Source organism: Lentibacillus sediminis (assembly GCF_002763455.1).
GTDB classification, from domain to species: Bacteria; Bacillota; Bacilli; order Bacillales; family Amphibacillaceae; genus Lentibacillus_D; species Lentibacillus_D sediminis_A.
Map to the genome: position 1 here is coordinate 298,344 of NZ_NIXK01000005.1, position 21,892 is coordinate 320,235.

A 21,892-nucleotide genomic window follows, 5' to 3' on the forward strand; every position below is an offset into this window, starting at 1 on the left:
AAAACCCTCTACTCCCGCGAGTAGAGGGCCAAACTTTATGCAATATAATCCTGCTTATCAACATCAGGGTTTTCTGCTTTAATATAAAACTTACCTTTTGTAGCGATAGCCAGGATGACGGTGAGGATCACTGCAAGCAGCGCGGCAAAGAATGCGGCGGTGCTTTGCAGAAATGTACCCATATATCCCAGTGCCGCAATGGTTCCAAGTCCGCTTGCGATCAATAAGGATGCAACACCAACAGGGTTCCATTTGTGCAGGTTTTCCTGTCTGGCTTCATAATAGCCCGGACCGATCTTCAGGATTCGCTTGACGAAGACTGCATCGGTTACGAGAACTGCAGCCCATGTCATCAGAAATACCCCTTGGAAGGTCATTGCCGTTCCCAGGTGGTTGACGATCCCGCCAAGCATTAAGACAATTGCTGCTATCCCTGTAATAACCACCCAGAAACGTCTGCCTGGTGTAAATTTAAAGACGTTTTCAAAGAAGCTGGACAGGGAAAGCGAACCACTGTAGATATTGGTAATATTAATTCGTACCTGGGTGATCATGGTAAATAAAACACCAAAGATACCTAACAGCATGACGATGTACACGCCAGGGTTTGGTTCTCCCAAACGGACACCGAACCAGATGCCAAGGCCGCCCATTACGCCAAAACAGAAGATCTGCGGGATAAAGCCAATGGCAAAAATACCAAATTTCGTATCTTTGGGTTTAAGAAAGCGTGCATAATCGGAAGCGAGCAGCGGTGTCAGGCCCATGATGCCGTGCTGCATCCCGATACAAAGCAATAATGCCGTGCCGCCTACTTGAACCCCTTCCGGCATATACGTCCAGAAGCTGCCATCGTAAAGGGAAGGCGTCATTGCTGCCGCTACAATTGCTGCAATTAAAAAGACGCCGAACAAAGGCAGCGACCATTTCTGCAGTTTATCCAGCTGCTTGATTCCAAACCAGTTTAACGGAATCACGAGTGTTCCAAAGAAGACAATTAATGCCCACTGCGGGATTGCAGGGAAGAATTCGTGGACGGCAGAGACTAATATCATGCCTTCCAGCGCACAATACATAATAAAATTCGTGGCATAAATAAATGAGGTTAGAGAAGCTCCAATGTAGCCGAAACCACCGCCGCGGGACAATAAATTTACGTTCATCCCCGATTTTGCAGATAGATAGGCAATGAAAGTACCCAATATACCGGCGACAACAATTGCGTATATGGCAGATATAATCGCGTTCATTGCGCCAAACTGCAGTGCCATCACACTGCCCATTTGGAAATAGAAAATTGCTGTTGCAATACCGAATGTGATATTGGTAATACTTAACCAGCCCATGTTCCTTTGCGCGCGGGGCACCCTGTCCAGTGAATAGTCATCGCCTGATGCGTTGTTATTTGTGTGTTCAGCATTTTGATAAGATGCCATACTATCAACTCCTTATCTTGTTTGGTATTTCACATGAAGGCGCAACTCACCCAATGTATCATTTAGATAAGAAAGAAACAAGCCCTGGTATGGCGCGAATTTTGGGGGAGATTGGTGAAATACTCCGGAAATCTGTGGAATACTTCGTTTATCTAAGTAATTGTTGGTGATATCTTCTGATTCGTTGTTGTTAAAATTCTTATTGAAAAACAAAAACGCCCGAAATGAGCGTTTAGTCTTGTTTCAACCGCATCTGCATCTCCTCCATCAGCTTCCTGGCGCCATCCGGGCTGAGTACGAGCTTCCCGTCCGCGAATGCAACATTGCCTGGGGAGGTTTTCCCGGTCAGGTGGCATGTCATACTTGGTGTATATTTCTTCAAAACGATTCGATCTTCCTCCACATAAATCTCTATCGAATCTTTTTCGTGGATATCCAGGTGGCGGCGCAACTCAATTGGAATGACGACACGCCCCAGCTCATCCACTTTACGCACAATCCCCGTTGATTTCATCTGTCTTTCTCCCCTTCTCTCCCGCAGGAAAGCAGTGCTCTCCTGTTTAATTAATTGAAAATATTCTAAATTAATTTAAGCAATAAACCCATTTAATGTCAACTGATACGTGCGAAATTTGCGATAAATTGTTTGACTTCTAAAAAATTGGCAAGACTAGGTGCCACAGACTGCCGGATTTGGCAAATCGCATGAAAATAGATACAATGGATATATCATTATTTTTGCTCTTATATCAATTGAATGGCGGAACAGAGGAGGTAACTGCATGTCGAATAATAAAAAAACATTCTATATTACAACCCCAATATATTACCCGAGCGGTAATCTGCACATCGGGCATGCGTATTCTACCGTGGCCGGGGATGCAATCGCCCGCTATAAGCGGCTGCGCGGCTATGATGTGATGTATTTGACTGGTACGGATGAGCATGGACAGAAGATCCAGAAGAAGGCAAAGGAAAAGGGTGTTGAGCCCAAGCAATATGTAGATGAGATTGTCAGCGGGATCCAGGATTTGTGGAAAAAACTGGAGATCACCAACGACGATTTTATCCGTACGACCGAGGAGCGGCATAAGAAGGTGGTCGCGAAGATTTTTGATCAGCTGGTAAAACAGGGTGATATTTACCTGGATCAGTATGAAGGCTGGTATTGCACTTCCTGTGAGTCTTTTTTTACGGAGCGACAGCTGGATGAGGGGCACTGCCCGGATTGCGGCGGTTCAGTGGAGAAGGTAAAAGAGGAATCATATTTCTTTAAAATGAGCAAATATGTCGATAGGCTCGTGCAATTTTACGAGGATCATCCGGAATTCATTCAGCCGGAAAGCCGGAAAAATGAAATGCTGAATAACTTTATTAAGCCGGGGCTTGAGGATTTGGCTGTCTCCCGCACAACATTTGACTGGGGAATTAAAGTGCCGGGCGATCCGAAACATGTTATTTATGTCTGGGTTGATGCGCTGACCAACTATATCACCGCACTTGGCTATGGTACAGAGGACGACTCGAAGTTCCAGAAGTTCTGGCCGGCGGATGTTCATTTAATGAGCAAGGAGATTGTCCGTTTCCATACCATTTACTGGCCAATTATCCTGATGGCGCTTGATCTTCCGCTGCCGAAAAAAGTCTTTGCCCATGGCTGGATTTTAATGAAGGATGGCAAAATGTCCAAATCGAAGGGAAATGTCGTTGATCCGGTTAGCCTTACTGATCGCTATGGCCTGGATGCACTAAGGTACTATTTGCTGCGGGAAGTTCCATTCGGTTCGGATGGTGTGTTTACCCCGGAAGGATTCGTGGAGCGCACCAATTATGATCTTGCCAATGACCTTGGCAACCTGCTGAACCGCACAGTGGCGATGATTAACAAATATTTTGACGGTGGCATTCCCACATACAAGGCAGGGGAAACTGAAGTGGACACTGAGCTGGAGCAATTTGCCATGGAGACGGTCGATAAGGTGGAAACGGCGATGGAAAACATGCAATTCTCCGTCGCGCTTGCTTCGCTCTGGCAATTCATCAGCCGCACGAATAAATATATTGATGAAACAGAGCCATGGATTCTGGCTCGTGATGAAGCGAATAAAGAACGCCTTGGCAACGTGATGGCCCATTTGGCGGAATCTTTGAGAAAGGCGGCGGTGATGCTGCAGCCATTTCTCACCAAAACTCCGGCGGAAATTTTCCGTCAGCTGAATGTCACGGATGAAGCGCTGCAGTCCTGGGACAGTATACGCCAGGGCGGCGAGATCGTGGCAGGCACCAAGGTGCAAAAAGGGGATCCGATTTTCCCGCGGCTTGATGTGGAAAAAGAAGTGGAAACTATTAAAGCCATGATGTCAAACCCATCTAAGCCTGAGGAAAAGAAACCTGCTGCATCACCCGCCCCAGAGCAAAAGGATGAAATCGATTTTGATGCATTCATGAAGCTCGATATGCGGGTAGCAGAAGTGATCAAGGCGGAAAAAGTGAAAAAAGCGGATAAACTGTTGAAGATACAGATTGACTTAGGCCAAGAGAAACGCCAGATTGTCTCCGGCATAGCTGAACACTATGCGCCGGAAGAGCTTGTCGGCAAAAAAGTCATCTGTGTGACGAACCTCAAGCCGGTGAAACTGCGCGGCGAAATGTCCGAGGGCATGATTCTTTCCGGAGAAGACGAAAGCGGCAATTTGTCGCTGGCTACCGTGGAAGAATCGCTGCCAAACGGTTCTGTGGTTAAGTAATAAATGTTGAAAAGGCCGCCCGCTTCTGGAAGGGTCGGCCTTTTCTTGTGTTTAGGCTGTTTTCAAAAAATGTTGTTTTTCATCATAATACCTATAAACTCTGACCTAACTACTGCCGCTGCAGAAATACCCCTCGCTTTCCGCGGGAGCTGGTGAGCCTCCTCGCGCTGTCGCGCTGTGGGGTCTCACCTATGCTTACCATCCCGCAGGAGTCTCGGGGTATTTCCTCCGCTAGCATTGTGCTTTTAAATTCAAGCGACAGCTACTCATTAAACTACTTTGTTGATGGTTGATCTTAGCTGTGGGCAGTCGACTCCTGCGGGAAGAAAAGCCTAGGCTAGACCCCGCCGTGCTCTTCTCACAAGGGGGCTTGCCAGCTTCCCGCGGAAAGCGGATGCCCGCAGCGGAAATCAACGATCACTTTGTAACAAAAATTATCTCAACGATAGTTTAGGTCGCAGTTTCCATCAACTCTGAAATAAATAAGCAACAAAAATTACGGAAAAGCCTATGTTTAAAAAAGGAGGAATTGCATGCTGTTTGATACACATGTCCATTTAAATGCCGATCAATTTTTAGAGGACAGGGAAGAAACGATTGAGCGGGCATTTGATACCGGAGTAAAGCACATGGTGGTCGTCGGATTTGACCGGAAAACCATTCCTCTCGCCATCGAAATTGCCGAGCAGCACGAGACGATATACGCAGCAGTCGGCTGGCATCCCGTTGACGCAATTGACATGACGGATGAAGATCTTAACTGGATTGAAGAGCTGACGAGTCATCCAAAGGTTGTTGCTATCGGCGAGATGGGGCTGGATTACCACTGGGATAAGTCGCCGAAAGATGTGCAAAAAGATGTGTTCCGCAAGCAAATCCGGCTGGCGAAAAAGCTGCAGATGCCGATCATTATCCATAACCGTGAAGCTACCGCCGATATCATTGAAGTGCTTCAAGAGGAAGATGCCAAAGAGGTCGGCGGCATTATGCATTGCTACAATGATTCTGTGGATTATCTGCAGGCCTGTCTGGAGATGAATTTTTACATTTCGCTTGGCGGGCCGGTCACATTCAAAAATGCCACTATGCCGAAAGAAGTTGCTGCGCAAGTACCGCTGGATCGGCTGCTGATCGAAACCGACGCTCCCTTTCTGGCGCCGCATCCCAACAGGGGCAAGCGGAATGAGCCTGCTTATGTAAAACTTGTGGCGGAAAAAATTGCCGGGCTCAGGGGCACGACTTTGGAAGAAATCGGTGAAATAACCACTAAAAATGCGATGCGGTTTTTTGGCATACAAGCAGAGGATTTGTAAATCGGTGTAACGAATAAGCAACATATCTTGTGGATATCTGTCAGGCCGGCTGTTCTCCGGTCTGGCATTTATTTTTTATCCCGAGAAAAAAGCCAGGCATGACAAGGGTTCATGGCTGCTTTCGTCAGACTTCGCAGCGGCTTGGCGGTTGTAAAATGATTGTAACCTAATCGTAAACGGAATTGCTTTGACTTAGCATATATCTGTCTATATACTCGAGATTGTTGAGAAGGAGGCAGAAGCATGCGAATTATTTCAAAGCTAATGCCGGCGTCGAAGCAGAAGCTGGTAGTTTCATGTATTGGTGTTTTGGCACTGATGGGTTTTTTAAGTTTTGTCCTATTTGAAGCAGCGAAAGCGGAAGTAGTTATTTCAGACAACGGAGAAAAACAGACAGTGGAAACACACACAAATACGGTGGAAGAACTGCTTGCGGAAGTGGGAATTACTGTGGGCGAACATGATGCATTATCGCATAATGCAAGCACGCCTGTGGAAAATGGAATGGAAATAACGTACGAAACAGCAAAGCAGATTTATGTGACCGTCGACGGAGAAAAAGAGGAATACTTCACGACAACAGATACGGTGAATGCTTTCCTGAAGGAGCATAACCTTTTCTTTTCCAGCAAGGATGTTATGTCACATGATCAGCAGACGCAAATAGAAGACGGACTACATATTGATGTTACGAAGGCGTTTCAGGTAACGATCAATGATGGTGGCAAAGAAAAGCAGGTCTGGGCTACCGGAGGCACGATCAAGGAGCTGCTGAAAGAGAAGAACATCAGCGTTGATGACCTGGATGAAGTAAAACCGAAGCTCGGCAAGGAGATTTCCAAAGACACGGAAGTCTCAATTGTCCGCATAGAAAAGGAAACCGAGGAAGTAACCGAAACGGTGGCATTTGATACGGTAACAAGAAATGACAGCACCCTGACAAAAGGGGAAGAAAAAGTCATCTCCGAGGGTGATGAAGGAACCATTGTTAAGAAATACGAAATCACCTATGAAAACGGAGAGGAAGTAGATCGCGAATTAATCAGTGAAGAAGTGACGGAAGAAAGCTCCAACCGCGTCGTGGCAGTCGGCACAAAAGAAATAGAGGAAGCGCCGAACCTGGTATCCCTTTCTGCTGAGGAGCCGAATGATGAGGATGCCGAAGAGAGCACCTCCACGGAAAGCAGCAGCTCATCGGATTCCTCCGGTGAAAGCAGTACCGCGACATCCGGCGGCAGCGAGCCATCCGGAGGCAAGACACTCACCATGACAGCGAGTGCATATACGGCATCTTGTGCTGGGTGCTCGGGCTTTACGGCAACAGGAATTAATCTGAACGCCAATCCGAATATGAAAGTCATTGCCGTAGACCCAAGCGTTATTCCGCTCGGCTCAACAGTTTGGGTGGAAGGCTATGGAACGGCAATCGCTGGCGATACCGGCGGGGCTATTGTCGGCAACCGCATCGACGTTCATGTGGCGACAAGAGATGAAGCCTACGCTTGGGGTAAAAAAACCGTTCAGGTTAAAATACTGGATTAAGAACAAAAGCGGAAGCGCCCGTTTAGCGACGCATGGGCTGTGCCTGGCCATGCCAGGTGGATCAGCGTTGCCGCGCAAAGCGGCGAATTTAGCTGATCATTCCTACGGAGGAGATAAAGGAAACACGCCCCTTCATAGGGGTGTGCCGGCGTTGGCTGCAAAGGCCGTAATTAGCCGGCCTTCCTTTACCCGAGCCGATGTTGACTTATCGTACGGAGGTGAGGGAAGTCCACTAGTCGCTGGAGCTGGCCGGGACACCCCTAGCCTGGGTTATCCAGAGTACGTAATCACTTGCAATTCCTAAGTTATTAGAATAAATGCTCCTGCCATGGTATGATGGGCAGGAGCATATTTTTGTGCGGCTAAGTTTTTTTAAGAAAGAGGACTGCGGTTTGAAGATAAAAGAGATTATTGTAGTGGAAGGCCGGGACGATACGGCAAAAATCCGTCAGGCGGTCGATGCGGACACGATCGAGACAAATGGATCCGCCGTGAACGAGGAGATCCTGCAGCAAATCAGACATGCCAAAGAAAAGCGCGGGGTGATTATTTTTACCGATCCGGACTATCCCGGGGAGCGGATCCGGCATATTGTCGACCAGTCGGTGCCTGGCTGTAAGCATGCCTTTCTGACAAGGGATAAGGCGCGCGCAAAACATCCCCGCCGCAAAAGTCTCGGAATTGAGCATGCGGCACCGGAAGCGATTCAGGAGGCACTCTCCGCGGTGTATGAGTTAACGGATATGGAGCAAAGCGAAATCACCAAGGAAGATCTGATCGCACATGGATTTATCGGCAGTCCTTCCGCAGCCAGAAGACGGGAGCGGCTTGGTGAATTGCTGCAAATCGGGCACACTAACGGGAAGCAGCTGCTGAAACGCCTGTCCATGTTTCAGATAAGCAAGACACAATTTGAAGACGCTACCCGGCAACTGGAGCAGGAGGGAGACAATCATGGCTGAAAAATATATCGCAACCCCGACGCGCACAAAGGAAATCCTTACAAAGTATCAGTTTTCCTTTAAAAAAAGCCTGGGGCAAAATTTTCTGGTGGATGCCAATATATTGAGCAATATTCTGCGCCATACGGGAATCGACCGTCAGGCTGGAGCGATTGAGATCGGTCCCGGTATTGGAGCGCTGACTGAGCAGCTGGCAATTCATGCAGAGAATGTGGCAGCCTTTGAAATCGACCAGCGTCTGCTGCCGATACTTGAGGATACGCTGAGCGAGTATGACAATGTGCAGATCATACATCAGGACATTTTAAAAGCGGATGTCAGGGCGGTGATCGAGGAAAGTTTCCGAGGCGGCCAGCCAGTGCACATTGTGGCCAATCTCCCGTACTATATTACGACACCGATTCTGATGAAGCTGCTCCGGGAAAATCTGCCTGTGGCAAGCATTACGGTCATGATTCAAAAAGAAGTGGCCGAGCGAATGGCCGCTAGACCCAACAGCAAAAGCTACGGATCCCTGACCATTGCCGTGCAATATTATACGGAGGCTAAAGTGGTGATGAATGTCCCAAAGCAGGTATTCATGCCACAGCCGAATGTCGATTCCAGCATTCTTCAGCTGCAGCCGCGGAAAGCACCGCCCGTTCACGTAGAAGACGAGGACTATTTTTTCACCCTGGTGCAGGCCTGTTTTGCCCAGCGGCGCAAGACACTAAGGAATAACCTTACCAGTCATTTTAAGGATACACTTACGAAAGAGGCGATCACTGAAATACTCGAACAGATTTCGATCGACGGCAGCCGCCGCGGGGAGTCGCTCGACATGGAAGAATTCGCTTTGTTGGCGAACGCGTTCTATAAAAATGGAGCTATTGCTTAAAAAGAGCAGTGGCTTTTTTTAATTGAAAGGAATAGTTGGTGCGTGGTGTTGTTTTCATGCCAAAGTTCACAATCAAGGTACCAAAGTTCACATTTCCAAAGCATGCCCGGGACTTCAAAGATACTCTCTTCGCTCGAATAGGCACAGGAAGAACCACCTTCTCATAGGCTATAGAAGTGCAATCCTGCGAGGTGGAGAGATGAGTTTTACAATTGGAGAGTTAGTTACGCGGAAATCGTATCAGCATGACCTTTTGTTCCGGGTTGCATCCGGAAAAAAGGAACCGATTCATTTATACGGAGAAGATATTCGGCTGGAGGCGGATGCCCCGGCAGATGACCTTGTGCGTGTTGAGGATAGAGAACTGAAAAAGCGCAAGGAAAAAGGCAAAGAGCAGGAGGACTTCTCCTACCGTTTGTTCCGGCAGGATTATCAGTTAATGAAGGAAAAGCGGGACTATCAAGCAACTGATGGTTATTCACATTCTGCTAAATATTTTCAGTTGCCGGCAAAGGTGCTGCACGTCGACGGAGACCCGAATTATTTGCGGAAATGTGTCGCATTATATCAACGGCTGGGGCTCCAGGTGCACGGCGTTCATTTTCCGGAAAGGGAGATGCCGCTGGAGATTGCCGACCTGGTGGATAAAATTCAGCCCGACATTATGGTGATCACTGGGCATGATTCCTTTTCCAAAAACAAAGGCGCGAAGAACGACCTTCGTGCATACCGGCATTCCCAATATTTTGCCGACGCGGTAAGGGAAGCCAGAAGGAAGAATCCGCACCTGGATCAGCTGGTTATCTTCGCCGGCGCATGCCAATCGCATTTTGAATCACTGATTCGCGCGGGGGCCAATTTTGCCAGCTCGCCAAGCCGCATCAACATTCACGCCCTGGACCCCGTTTATGTTGCGGCTAAAATAGCCTATACGCCGTTTATGGAGAGGGTCAGCGTCTGGGAGGCGATCCGCAATACCCTGACAGGTGACAAAGGAATGGGCGGGGTGGAAACGAGGGGACTGCTGCGCACCGGCATGCCGTATGTGGAGGAAGAAACCGAATCAGTGGATGAATGACTTGCCTTTGCTCACAGGCGGAGGCAAGCGCTCTCTCCTCTAAAGCCGGTGTTTTTTTCAAAATCCGACAAAAACATACATAAAATTGTTAACTTTTACGAATACTATTCAAAAATAGCCAAATATTTCTGTTGACATTAAAAATGATATCTTGTTATAATATAATATTTTATTTGACGATCAGACTGGCTTATGATACAATTAAATACAGTGAGGTGGAGTATAGTGGCCAAAACATTAATCGAAATTAAGCAAGGTCTTGAGTGTCATGTTGGACAGCCTTTGAAGTTGAAAGCGAATGGCGGAAGAAGGAAGACCATTGAGCGCACTGGTGTACTGGCGGAAATGTATCCGTCTGTTTTTATCGTGGAGCTTGACCAAGACGAGAATGCCTTCGAACGTGTTTCATACAGCTATGCAGACATTTTGACAGAGACCGTGGAACTGAGTTTTTCGGCGGCGGACAAATAAGAATCAGCAACTCGGGCGGTGGACAAGCAATTGTTTACTGCTTTTATTTTTTCCTTTTTGGCATGGAACATACAGTGAAGTCCCTTAAAATATTTCCTTTTCTGTATACATATAACTCGGGTTTATTTGCCGAATCGGCATAAGCTATGGATGTCGTAATATAACTCATAACAGAAAGGGGTTGCTTCTTCATGGCGAGACGTCGCGGGATAATGTCTGACCAGTTGAAAGAAGAAATTGCCAAGGAGTTAGGTATTTACGACACCATTCAACAAGAGGGCTGGGGCGGCATCAAGGCGAGAGATGCCGGAAACATGGTCAAGAGGGCTATTGAGATGGCCGAGCAAAACACGCAAAACAAAGGCAGATCCTAAGGGGTCTGTCTTTTTTTGGCTTTTTCTCAGAGCCATTGAATCGGGGCGAACACAGGCTTAAGTTGCGCGAGCAAAGCACCAAGTCGCGCGTACATCGTCTCAAGTCGCACGTCGCATCCATCGAATCGCGCGAACACTGTCCCAAGTTGCGCGCCTCACCCGCCGAATCGCGCAAACACTGTCTCAAATCGCGCGGGCGACCCATCACCCGGTCGGGAAAAAGTCGCCTCGCTCGCGGGAATGTGTTACAATTTGTGTATTATTTTAAAGTAGGTGACGGTGATGGCACTTTTTGAAAAAGCGCCGGCAAAAATAAACTTGTCCCTTGACGTGCTGAGTAAGCGGAATGATGGATACCATAATGTGGAAATGGTGATGACAACCATTGATTTGGCCGACCGGATTGAACTGTACACGCTAAAGGAGAATCGGATCGAGATCTCCCTGGAAAGCAGATATGTTCCCAGTGACGAGCGCAATTTGGCATATAAGGCAGCCGCACTCTTCAAATCGCATTACGGGATCAGGTCAGGAGTTCGGATTAATATTTACAAAAGTATCCCGGTCTCTGCGGGTCTTGGCGGCGGCAGTGCGGATGCGGCGGCAGTGCTGCGCGGGCTGAACCGGCTTTGGTCACTCAATATTCGCACCCGCGAACTGGCAGATCTGGCGGACGCGCTGGGCTCGGATGTTCCGTTTTGTGTGCATGGCGGCACAGCGGTTGCGAGAGGGCGCGGGGAACGTATTGAGAAGCTGCCGTCTCCACCCCCGTGCTGGGTGGTGCTCGCCAAACCGGATATCGGCGTATCCACTCGGACGATTTTTCAGCGTGTGCGGCTGGATAAACTATATCACCCAGATTCATCGGCAATCATCGAAGCCTTATACGAAAGGGATTTTGCCAAACTAAGCACCAATCTCGGCAATTCCCTGGAAGCGATCACCTCCGCTCTCCACCCTGAGGTCAGCCATATTAAGGGAAAAATGCTGCAGAACGGGGCTTCCGCTGTGCTGATGAGCGGCAGCGGCCCCACGGTTTACGGTCTCGTCCAGCAGGAAAGCAAAGCCCAACGGATCTACAACAGCATGCGCGGGTTTTGTGAGGAGGTTTATTTGGTGCGGCTGATCGGCTAATTATTGCCTAAACACGTATATAAATGGTATATTTAAATGTAAATATTCGGTTTTGAGGTGTGGAGATGAAAAGAAGCGATCGATTAGTTGCATTGACCAGTTTTTTTCTGGAATATCCCCGGGAGCATCGGCAGCTCCCTTATTTCGCGGAGGTATTCGGAGCGTCTAAGTCTTCGCTGAGTGAGGATCTGGATATCATTGATGAGCGGCTGCAGGAAGAAGGTATCGGCTATTTGGAGCGGACGGCCGGCGCTTCCGGAGGGGTTAAGTATATCCCCGAGTTTTCCCGGAAAAAACGGATGCAATTCATTGAAGAACTAAGGCAGAAACTGGAGGACCCGGCCCGTATTCTGCCCGGCGGCTACCTGTACATGAGCGATATCCTCGGCGATCCCCGGCAGACGAGAGAGATCGGCCGCGTCTTTGCTTCGGCATTTTCCAAGCTGGAATTGGATGCAGTCGTGACGGTCGCAACCAAAGGGATCCCGCTGGCCTATGCGGTTGCCTCCTACCTCGGCATCCCGGTAGTGATTGCCCGCCGTGACCCGAAAGTGACGGAGGGATCATCGGTGAGCATTAATTATGTCTCCGGATCCTCGCGCAAAATCCAGACGATGGTTCTGCCAAAACGGAGCTTGCCAGAAGGTGCCAATGTCTGCATTATCGATGACTTTATGAAAGCTGGCGGCACAATCGCTGGTATGGTCAGCTTGCTGGGGGAGTTTTCCGCGAACGTCAAGGCGATCGGTGTATTGGCTGAGGCTGATGATGAAGAGGACGAGCGGATGGTGGACGATTATACCTCTGTGGTGAAGATTTCCAATGTGGACATGAAACAGCACAGTATTGAAGTGAATGCCGGCAATATTATGAACTAGTTGAAAGCGCCGCACCCCCTTAAAACGGGATTGCGGCGCTTTAATTTTTGCCCGGAAAATAATTTTTTATTTTTTTTATTATTTAGGCAGGAATTTTTGATAGGAATGTGGAACTAGTAATATAAGTTTATATGGAAAAAGGTGGTGAAACATCATGGAGGTAACTGACGTAAGATTACGCCGCGTAAACTCTGAGGGAAGAATGAGAGCGATTGCATCCATTACACTGGACGAAGAATTTGTTGTCCATGATATTCGCGTGATTAACGGGAACAATGGGATGTTTGTCGCTATGCCTTCCAAGCGCACACCTGACGGGGAATTCAGGGATATTGCGCATCCAATTAATTCTGGCACCAGGGCAAAGATTCAGGACAAGGTATTGGAGGAGTACCACCGCGCCGGATCTCCATTTCGGTATGAAGAAGCTGGTGCTTCCTAAATTTTCATGATCATCTGTAAAGGGGTCAATCTAGCCGTGGATGGACCTCTTTTTTGTTGTTGTATTATTTTGTTGTATCAAAAAACCATAAAACGAGACAGAGTGCATGTTGTTTTCCGCTGCGGGCGTCGCGCACCTTAGGGCACGGCTTCAGCCTCGGGCTAACAGGGTTAGTCATGAAGGCGTTGCGACAGGACGTCGCGACTTTAGCCTTCCAACCTTTGGCACTTCCTGCTCAGGTCTAGACTCGTGCTTTTCCCGCAGGAGTCGACTGCCCTCCGCTCCAAACAGCCATCATCAAAGAGGGTAGCAGTTGTTTATCCAACAAGCAGTTAATGAGTCTGATGAAGTTATAATTCCAAACTCAGCGGAGGAAATGCACGTAGACTCCTGCGGGAGGAAAGGCCTAGGTGAGACCACGCAGTGCGACAGCACAAGGGGGCTCACCGGCCTCCCGCGGAAAGCGAAGTGCATTTCCGCAGCGGTAGACCAAGTCCTCTTCTTCGACTTCCCCAGGAAAAACACACCCCGTCTGGATAATCCTGCCATACCGCCGCCTAAGTAAGCGACTATTTGTTGAAATCCATTGCGGTTTACGATATATTCATAATGGAGAAATCGTTAGGATGGAGGTTTCCTTATGACGAAGCGTTACGCCGTGGTGCTCGCGGCAGGACAGGGGAAGAGAATGAAGTCCAAGCTGTATAAAGTGCTTCATCCAGTGGCAGGAAAGCCAATGGTGGAACATGTGCTGAATCAGCTGAACGAAGTGGAATTGGAGAAAACGGTTACCGTCGTTGGCTTTGGTGCCGAGAAGGTGACGGAACATGTAGGTAATGATAGTGAATTTGTCTTGCAGGAGGAGCAGCTGGGAACCGGACATGCTGTGATGCAGGCAGAGGATCTGTTAAAAGATAAAGAGGGAACCACCATCGTCGTGGCTGGGGATACTCCGCTAATTACGACAGAGACATACAGGGAGCTGTTTGCCCGGCATGAAGAGGCCGGCGCAAGTGCCACGTTATTAACCGCAAAAACAGACAGCCCGGACGGCTATGGACGGGTAATCCGCAACGAACAGGGAGAAGTAGAGCGGGTTGTTGAACATAAAGACGCCAATGAAGGGGAGCGGCTCGTTACCGAGATTAATACGGCAACATACTGCTTTGACAACAAAAAACTTTTCGAAGCATTACAGAATGTTTCCAACCAGAATGCACAAGGCGAGTATTATCTGCCTGATGTGATCGGCATATTGCGCAAACAGGGTGAAAAAATAGCCGCCTATGTCACACCGGATTTTGATGAAACAATGGGGATCAATGACCGGGTTGCGCTGGCTGAAGCAAATAAAGTCATGAAAAAACGCATCAACGAACAGCACTTGAGGAATGGTGCCGCTATCCTTGATCCGGATCATACATACATTGATGCCGGTGTCGTGATTGAACCGGATGCCGTGATCCATCCTGGAACCGTATTAAAAGGCGACACTGTTATCAAAGCGGACGCCGAAATCGGCCCCAACAGCGAAATCACCAATTGCCATATTGGGGAGGGCACTGTCGTTAAGCAAAGTGTGGCAGCGGACAGCCACATCGGCGACCGGGTAAAAATCGGTCCGTTTGCCCACATTCGCCCGGCATCTAACATCGGCAGTGATGCGAAAATCGGCAATTTTGTCGAGATTAAAAAGACAGATCTGGGCGACAGCAGCAAGGTTTCCCATTTGAGTTACATCGGGGATGCTCAAGTTGGAAGCAATGTTAATGTCGGTTGTGGTACAATAACAGTGAACTATGACGGTAAAAACAAACACCTGACGACGATAGAGGATGATGCCTTCATCGGCTGCAATTCCAATCTCATCGCACCTGTGACGATAGGCAAAGGCTCCTATGTAGCAGCCGGTTCAACAATCAACAAGGATGTGCCGGAAGATGCGTTATCCATTGCCAGAGCAAGGCAGTCCAACAAGGAAGGGTATGCAAGCAAGCTGAAAGACAGGAACAATTAATTAACGGAGGGTTTTTTCATGGCGTCTGGCTATAAAGATCAATCTTTGAAAGTATTTACCTTGAACTCCAACCGGCAGCTGGCAGAGGATATTGCCAACCATATTGGGACCACACTCGGAAAATGCACCGTCTCCCGATTCAGTGATGGCGAAATCCAGATTAACATTGAAGAAAGCATTCGCGGATGTGATGTGTATGTGGTGCAGTCAACCTGTTCCCCAGTCAACGAACACTTGATGGAATTGTTGATCATGCTTGACGCATTAAAACGTGCATCAGCAAAATCGGTTAACATTGTCATGCCGTATTACGGCTATGCCAGGCAGGACCGCAAAGCACGGGCGCGGGAGCCGATTGCTGCCAAACTGGTTGCCGATTTGCTGGAAAAAGCCGGCGCCGATCGAATGATCACACTTGATCTGCATGCCCCGCAGATTCAGGGATTTTTCAATGTACCAATCGATCACTTGCAGGGTGTGCCGATTTTGTCCGATTACTTTGAGGCCAAAAACCTGGATGACATTGTGGTGGTTTCCCCGGATCATGGCGGCGTGACTCGTGCGCGCAAGATGGCCGATCGTCTGAAATCGCCAATCGGCATCATCGACAAGCGCCGTCCCCGTCCGAATGTTTCCGAAGTAATGAACATCGTCGGGAATATTGAAGGCAAGACAGCAATCTTGATTGATGATATTATAGATACAGCCGGTACCATCACCCAGGCAGCCGACGCCTTGATAGAAAATGGCGCAACGGAAGTTTTTGCCTGCTGTACCCATCCGGTACTGTCCGGGCCGGCAGTCGAGCGGATTAATAAGTCGCAGATTAAGGAACTCGTGGTATCCAATTCCATTCCGCTCACCGAAGATAAACAATCAGAGAAAATCAAGGAATTGTCCGTAGCACCACTGATTGGTGAGGCGATTATCCGCGTACATGAACTGCAGTCTGTCAGCATTTTGTTTGATTAAGGTTTCGTCACGGATGAAATCGGGAATAAATATAAACAGTCTGTTTTAAATCTTTGCAGCCGAAAAAACTGCATTCCGGCTGTTCGAAAAATAGAGTTTTACTATAGTTGGAGGATGATGAAAATGGCAGTAACATTAAAAGCAAAACAAAGGGAAGACTATACAAAGGCAGCAACAAAGGCAATCCGCTCGAGCGGCAGAGTGCCTGGCATTGTCTATGGAAAAGAAAAAGAGAATAAAAGCATCTCTGTCGATAGCATCGAACTGGTAAAAACGGTGCGCGATGAAGGAAGAAACGCGATTATTTCCCTGGAAGTGGAAAATGATAAGAGTGTGGACGTAATGCTGCATGAATACCAGATGGACCCATTGAAAGACGAGCTGGTACATGTGGACTTCTATGTGGTAAATATGGCTCAGGAAATGGATGTGGAAGTACCACTAAGATTCGATGGCGAAGCACAAGGCGCTAGAGACGGTGGCGTATTGCAGCAGCCGTTGTACGAACTGCAAGTACGTGCGAAACCTGGCAATATTCCGGATGAAATTGTTGTTGATGTAACGACACTGGGAATCGGCGACAGCCTGGCAGTTTCCGACTTGCCAACTTTCGACGACTACGAAGTTACTGAAGATCCGGATACAACGATTGCTACGGTAACCGCACCGGATACGCTGGATGATACTGAAGAGGCGCCGGATGAGAATGCAGAGCCTGAACTAGTCGATGCAGATGCAGAGGAGTCTTCTGAAGAAGAGGAGAAATAAGCTCAGGAACCAGAAAATATTATCAGCTACCCTCCTTTAGGAAGCCTTTCTTCTTAGGGGAGGGATTATTGTATGGGATACAAACTTTAGAATCAAAGGAAGAAATGTGATGAAATGTATTGTCGGCCTGGGCAACCCGGGCAGAAAGTTTAAAAAGACCCGCCACAATGCCGGTTTTATGGCAGTCGATGAATTGCTCACCCGCCATAAATGGAAGCTGAACAAGTCCAAGTTCCGCGGTGATTACGCGATCGAAACCCTTCATGGCGAGAAAGTCATGCTCGTGGAACCGCAGACATTTATGAACTTGTCCGGGGAAGCGGTGCGCCCGCTAATGGATTATTACGAAATCGCTACCGAGGATGTGCTGGTCATCTATGATGATCTGGATTTGCCGACAGGGAAAATCCGCCTGCGTCAAAAAGGCGGGCATGGCGGTCATAATGGCATTCGCTCCATGATCGACCACCTGGGGACCAAAGAATTCAAACGGCTTCGTATAGGCGTGGGCCGTCCTGAGTCTCAGATTCCGGTGATTGATTATGTACTTGGGTCTTTTGCCAAGGCAGAACAGGAACAGGCGGCAGAGAGTATTGACAAAGCTGCTGATGCCTGTGAAGCCTGGATGCAGAAGCCATTCCTTGAAGTGATGAATGAATATAACGCCTGAGCGAAACATAGGGTAAGTCAACAACCGCCAAAGGGTATAAAAATGCGCTGTTCGGGTAAACTTGAAATGTATGTTCAAGAACTGCCTGAAAGCATTATACGTGAGTGTTCAAAAAGGAGGTTAACAAGGACCGAGAAGTTCGAGGCGGCGTAGCTTTGAGCAGACGATCCAGCACGCAGGAAAAGTGGTTTTCTTTTCCAAGGAACGGAGCGTATGCTTTTAAATACGTGAGTAGCGGAAAAGCAAGCCAACGAAGAAATTCGATGCGTCATTGTTACCGGACTTTTTGAACATCCTCTATACGTAGTTTTTGAACAGCCTCTAATCTGATCCTTTAGGAGGTTGTGGGAATGTCGCTAATTTATACATGCAGGCATTGCGGCCATGAAATCGGAAAGCTGGATGAGCCCGTGATCGATACGTCTATGCTTGGGTTCGATCAGCTCTCGTCCGAGGACAGGGAGCAAATGATTCAGTATCTGGAAAATGGCGATATGGAGATTCAGATCATTTGCGAGGATTGCCAGGAAACATTAAAATCTAATCCGCAGTATCATGAATTGGATTTCTTTATACAATGAAAGAGAGCAAGAAAAGCTTTGGTTGGCTGCCAAGGCGTTTTTGCGCTTAGGTGAGGAGTACGTGGAGGTACGAAATGAAAGGGATAACGAATTACTTACAGGAAAGAGAAGATATACAATCAATTATCAGCGGGGTCGACGGCGGAATGAAGGAGCAGCTGGTTGCCGGCTTGTCCGGTTCAGCACGTGCCCTCTTAGTTTCACTGGTCCGTGAATCGGTCAGCCGGCCGGTGCTTTTGGTGACCCATCAGTTGCCCCAGGCACAGCAGCTGTACGATGACCTGGCAGAACTTATGGGTGAGGAGGACGTTCATTTATACCCGGTAAATGAACTGATCGCTTCGGAAATCGCGATTGCCAGTCCGGAATTGCGCAGTGAGCGGATTGATTCCTTAACTGCCTGGTCGAAAAAGAAATCCGGCATTTTAATTGCGCCGGTTGCAGCGGTAAAGCGGATGCTGCCGCCACAAGATTATTGGGAACAGTACCAGCTCCATTTCCGGTATGGGGAAGCGATCGACATTGATGCATACCTCGCTTCCCTGGTGGATATGGGGTACGAACGATCTGGGATGGTCGCCTCCCCCGGAGAATTTTCCAAGCGGGGCGGCATCATTGACATCTATCCATTAACGGAAACGCATCCGGTACGCATCGAATTGTTTGATGATGAAATCGATTCGATCCGCTATTTTGATGCGGAAAGCCAGCGCTCACTGGACAAGTTGACAGAGATCACCATCGGACCTGCCACCGAGCTTTTGCTCACCGATTCCGATATGACAGCAGCAGCCGGCCGACTGGAAGATGCCCTTGCTAAGTCGCTTAAAAAAATGAAGAATTCCACATCAAAGGAAACGCTCGTTGAGACGATCGAGGCAGACATCAGCCGGATGAAAAACCTGGAACGTTTTCAGGAAATGTATAAATATATAGGCTACCTCTATCAGAATCCTGCCAGTTTGCTAGATTACCTGCCATCTGATGGCCTGGTGATTTTTGACGAAATGAGCCGGATTCAGGAAACAGCGGGAAATCTGGATACAGAGGAAGCGGAGTGGTACGCAAGTCTTTTGGAAGCAAATCAGATGTTAAGAGACAGCAGGTTCTCTTTTGACTGGCTGTCTATTTGGGATGGTCTGAAACACCCGCGTATTTACATGTCGGTCTTTCTGCGGCATATTCCGAATACCCAGCCGCAAAATATTATTGATCTGTCTACACGGACAATGCAGGAATTTCATGGTCAGATGAACCTGTTGAAAAATGAGCTCACCCGCTGGGAAAAGAGCGATTTTTCTGTGGTGGTGCTGGCGCCAAATGAAAAGCGTATGGAAAAGATTCATTCCATCTTTACCGATTATGATATCGAGGCTGCCGTTTCCAGACAGCCACAGCTTCCAGTGAACAAGCCAATCATTACGGTCGGCAATATCTCGGGCGGGGTGGAAATGCCCCTGCATAAATTCGTGCTGATTACGGAAAACGAGCTATTCAAAAAAAGAACCAAGCGTCCGCGCCGGCAGCAGAAGGTTTCCAATGCTGAGCGGATCAAAAATTACCAGGATCTCAAAGTCGGTGATTACGTCGTTCATGCCAACCATGGGGTGGGACGCTATCTTGGCATTGAAACCCTGAAGGTCAAAGATCAGCATAAAGATTATCTCTTGATCAAGTACTCCGGGGATGACAAGCTGTTCGTGCCGATTGACCAGATTGACCTGGTGCAGAAGTTTGTCGGTGGAGAAGGAAAAGAGCCTAAGCTGTACAAACTGGGCGGTTCGGAATGGCAGAAAGTCAAGCGCAAAGTCCAGTCTTCGGTGGAGGATATTGCCGATGACCTGATTAAACTGTACGCGGAAAGACAGGCGCGACAAGGCTATGCGTTTTCCGAGGATACAGAGATGCAGCGCGAATTCGAGGCCTCTTTCCCTTATCAGGAAACCGAGGATCAGCTGCGATGTATTGAAGAGATCAAGCAGGATATGCAGCAGGAACGCCCGATGGATCGCCTGCTGTGCGGGGATGTCGGCTACGGAAAAACCGAGGTGGCTATCCGTGCTGCGTTCAAGGCAATCGCAGACGGCAAACAGGTCGCGTTCCTCGTGCCGACAACCATTTTGGCACAGCAGCATTACGAAACAATCCGCGAGCGTTTTCAGGAACATGCGATCAATATCGGTCTGTTAAGCCGCTTCCGCACAAAAAAGCAGCAGAAGGAAACGATCGATGGACTGAAAAAAGGAACGATGGATATCGTGATCGGCACCCATCGGATGCTTTCCAAGGATGTCGAATACCGCGATCTCGGTCTTTTGGTAGTCGATGAAGAACAGCGGTTTGGCGTGAAGCACAAGGAAAAAATCAAACAGCTGAAAACCAATGTCGATGTGCTGACACTGACAGCCACACCGATCCCACGGACATTGCATATGTCTATGCTCGGAGTGCGAGACCTGTCTGTCATCGAGACCCCGCCAGAGAACCGTTTCCCGATCCAAACGTACGTGGCAGACTACAACCCAATTTTTATTCGGGAAGCAATTGAGCGGGAGATGGGACGCGGCGGACAGGTGTTTTTCCTGTACAACCGGGTGGAGAGCATTGACAAGGCGGCCCGTGATCTCGGCATGCTAGTCGATGACGCCCGGATCGCCGTTGCGCACGGCCAGATGAATGAAACAGAATTGGAAAACGTGATTTTTGGATTTTTAGCAGGGGAATACGATGTCCTTGTCAGCACGACGATTATTGAAACAGGGGTGGATATTCCTAATGTGAATACGTTGATTGTCAATGATGCTGACCGAATGGGACTGAGCCAGCTTTATCAGCTGCGCGGACGTGTTGGCCGCTCGAACCGGGTTGCCTATGCGTATTTCACCTATAAAAAGGATAAGGTGCTCTCCGAAGTATCGGAAAAACGGCTGCAGGCGATCAAGGAATTTACCGAGCTTGGTTCCGGCTTCAAGATTGCCATGCGCGACCTGTCCATCCGCGGGACCGGGAATTTGCTTGGCGCCCAGCAGCACGGCTTTATTGATTCGGTTGGGTTTGACCTGTATTCGCAGATGCTTAAAGATGCAATCGAAGCGCGGAAAGCCGGCAAGGAAGTGGAGGACATCCAGCCATTCGAGCCCGAGCTTACGCTGGATATTGATGCCTATATTCCGGAGATCTATATTAAAGATGAAAAGCAGAAAATTGATATTTACAAGCAGTTTCAAAACGTGGATTCTGCAGGGGATGTGGATGACCTCAAAGATGAATTAATCGACCGGTTTGGCGAATACCCGCAGGAAGTGGCTAATTTATTCACCGTTTCCGAACTGAAAATGTATGCCAAACAGCAGCGCGTGGAATCAATTAGCGAAAAGAACAAAAAAATTGAGTTACTAGTCGACGCAGACAGGAGCCAGCAGGTGGACGGCTCCAAGCTGTTTGATCTGGCAAATACCTTTGGCAGAGGTGTCCAGCTCGGCACGGAGAATAACAAATTAAAAATTACCTTTAAGTGGACCAGGGACGGGGAACGTGAGCGTTACGAAACCGTCGGGGAGTTTATGGATAAGCTGACAGAAGTGGACCGGAGTGCGTAGAATTGAGGCCTATCGACGAAATACAAATTCT

General features: G+C 48.4%; 19 protein-coding genes. 17 read left to right on the forward strand and 2 right to left on the reverse strand.

Annotation, left to right across the window (positions count from 1 at the left end; all coding sequences use genetic code 11):
- Window positions 1-35: 35 nt before the first annotated feature.
- Both CEG13_RS10480 and CEG13_RS10485 read right to left on the reverse strand, forming a co-directional pair.
- Complete coding sequence (locus tag CEG13_RS10480) at window positions 36-1,436, reverse strand: purine-cytosine permease family protein (protein ID WP_100011821.1); 1,401 nt, start codon at window positions 1,434-1,436, stop codon at window positions 36-38.
- A 232-nt stretch (window positions 1,437-1,668) separates the two neighbouring features.
- A complete protein-coding gene (locus CEG13_RS10485; protein WP_100011822.1) occupies window positions 1,669-1,950 on the reverse strand; it encodes an AbrB/MazE/SpoVT family DNA-binding domain-containing protein in 282 nt (93 codons plus the stop codon).
- Between the two features lie 268 nt (window positions 1,951-2,218).
- Between CEG13_RS10485 and metG the strand changes: the two genes are divergently transcribed.
- The 17 genes from metG to mfd all read left to right on the forward strand — a co-directional run bounded on the left by metG (window position 2,219) and on the right by mfd (window position 21,861).
- Window positions 2,219-4,183 (forward strand): methionine--tRNA ligase, encoded by a 1,965-nt coding sequence (gene metG / locus CEG13_RS10490; RefSeq protein ID WP_100011823.1) that lies wholly within the window; start codon window positions 2,219-2,221, stop codon window positions 4,181-4,183.
- 533 nt (window positions 4,184-4,716) lie between these two features.
- On the forward strand, window positions 4,717-5,496 hold the full coding sequence (locus CEG13_RS10495) for a TatD family hydrolase (protein ID WP_100011824.1): 780 nt from the start codon (window positions 4,717-4,719) through the stop codon (window positions 5,494-5,496).
- A 243-nt stretch (window positions 5,497-5,739) separates the two neighbouring features.
- Window positions 5,740-7,038: a ubiquitin-like domain-containing protein gene (locus CEG13_RS10500; protein ID WP_100011825.1), complete on the forward strand. Its 1,299-nt coding sequence runs from the start codon at window positions 5,740-5,742 to the stop codon at window positions 7,036-7,038.
- A gap of 392 nt (window positions 7,039-7,430) precedes the next feature.
- Complete coding sequence (rnmV, locus tag CEG13_RS10510; protein WP_100011891.1) at window positions 7,431-8,000, forward strand: ribonuclease M5; 570 nt, start codon at window positions 7,431-7,433, stop codon at window positions 7,998-8,000.
- Complete coding sequence (rsmA, locus tag CEG13_RS10515) at window positions 7,993-8,877, forward strand: 16S rRNA (adenine(1518)-N(6)/adenine(1519)-N(6))-dimethyltransferase RsmA (RefSeq protein ID WP_100011827.1); 885 nt, start codon at window positions 7,993-7,995, stop codon at window positions 8,875-8,877. Before rnmV ends, rsmA begins: the two co-directional genes overlap by 8 nt.
- Window positions 8,878-9,076: 199 nt before the next feature.
- Window positions 9,077-9,955 (forward strand): sporulation peptidase YabG, encoded by an 879-nt coding sequence (yabG, locus tag CEG13_RS10520; protein ID WP_100011828.1) that lies wholly within the window; start codon window positions 9,077-9,079, stop codon window positions 9,953-9,955.
- 225 nt (window positions 9,956-10,180) lie between these two features.
- Window positions 10,181-10,426, forward strand: a complete 246-nt coding sequence (veg, locus tag CEG13_RS10525) for a biofilm formation stimulator Veg (RefSeq protein ID WP_100011829.1) — start codon at window positions 10,181-10,183, stop codon at window positions 10,424-10,426.
- Window positions 10,427-10,617: 191 nt separating this feature from the next.
- The gene (locus CEG13_RS10530; RefSeq protein WP_100011830.1) at window positions 10,618-10,800 is read left to right on the forward strand and encodes a small, acid-soluble spore protein, alpha/beta type; all 183 of its coding nucleotides are present in this window, start codon (window positions 10,618-10,620) and stop codon (window positions 10,798-10,800) included.
- Window positions 10,801-11,082: 282 nt separating this feature from the next.
- Window positions 11,083-11,934, forward strand: a complete 852-nt coding sequence (gene ispE, locus CEG13_RS10535; protein WP_100011831.1) for a 4-(cytidine 5'-diphospho)-2-C-methyl-D-erythritol kinase — start codon at window positions 11,083-11,085, stop codon at window positions 11,932-11,934.
- A 65-nt stretch (window positions 11,935-11,999) separates the two neighbouring features.
- Window positions 12,000-12,812: a pur operon repressor gene (purR, locus tag CEG13_RS10540; protein WP_100011832.1), complete on the forward strand. Its 813-nt coding sequence runs from the start codon at window positions 12,000-12,002 to the stop codon at window positions 12,810-12,812.
- Between the two features lie 154 nt (window positions 12,813-12,966).
- Window positions 12,967-13,254, forward strand: a complete 288-nt coding sequence (spoVG, locus tag CEG13_RS10545) for a septation regulator SpoVG (RefSeq protein ID WP_100011833.1) — start codon at window positions 12,967-12,969, stop codon at window positions 13,252-13,254.
- 640 nt (window positions 13,255-13,894) lie between these two features.
- Window positions 13,895-15,271: a bifunctional UDP-N-acetylglucosamine diphosphorylase/glucosamine-1-phosphate N-acetyltransferase GlmU gene (gene glmU, locus CEG13_RS10555; RefSeq protein ID WP_100011835.1), complete on the forward strand. Its 1,377-nt coding sequence runs from the start codon at window positions 13,895-13,897 to the stop codon at window positions 15,269-15,271.
- An 18-nt stretch (window positions 15,272-15,289) separates the two neighbouring features.
- The gene (locus CEG13_RS10560; protein WP_100011836.1) at window positions 15,290-16,243 is read left to right on the forward strand and encodes a ribose-phosphate diphosphokinase; all 954 of its coding nucleotides are present in this window, start codon (window positions 15,290-15,292) and stop codon (window positions 16,241-16,243) included.
- Window positions 16,244-16,366: 123 nt separating this feature from the next.
- On the forward strand, window positions 16,367-17,011 hold the full coding sequence (locus CEG13_RS10565) for a 50S ribosomal protein L25/general stress protein Ctc (RefSeq protein ID WP_100011837.1): 645 nt from the start codon (window positions 16,367-16,369) through the stop codon (window positions 17,009-17,011).
- Window positions 17,012-17,120: 109 nt separating this feature from the next.
- On the forward strand, window positions 17,121-17,681 hold the full coding sequence (gene pth / locus CEG13_RS10570; RefSeq protein ID WP_100011838.1) for an aminoacyl-tRNA hydrolase: 561 nt from the start codon (window positions 17,121-17,123) through the stop codon (window positions 17,679-17,681).
- 350 nt (window positions 17,682-18,031) lie between these two features.
- Window positions 18,032-18,262, forward strand: coding sequence for an anti-sigma-F factor Fin (locus CEG13_RS10575; protein ID WP_100011839.1), 231 nt, complete (start codon window positions 18,032-18,034; stop codon window positions 18,260-18,262).
- 74 nt (window positions 18,263-18,336) lie between these two features.
- A complete protein-coding gene (mfd, locus tag CEG13_RS10580; RefSeq protein WP_100011840.1) occupies window positions 18,337-21,861 on the forward strand; it encodes a transcription-repair coupling factor in 3,525 nt (1,174 codons plus the stop codon).
- The last annotated feature ends 31 nt before the right edge of the window (window positions 21,862-21,892 follow it).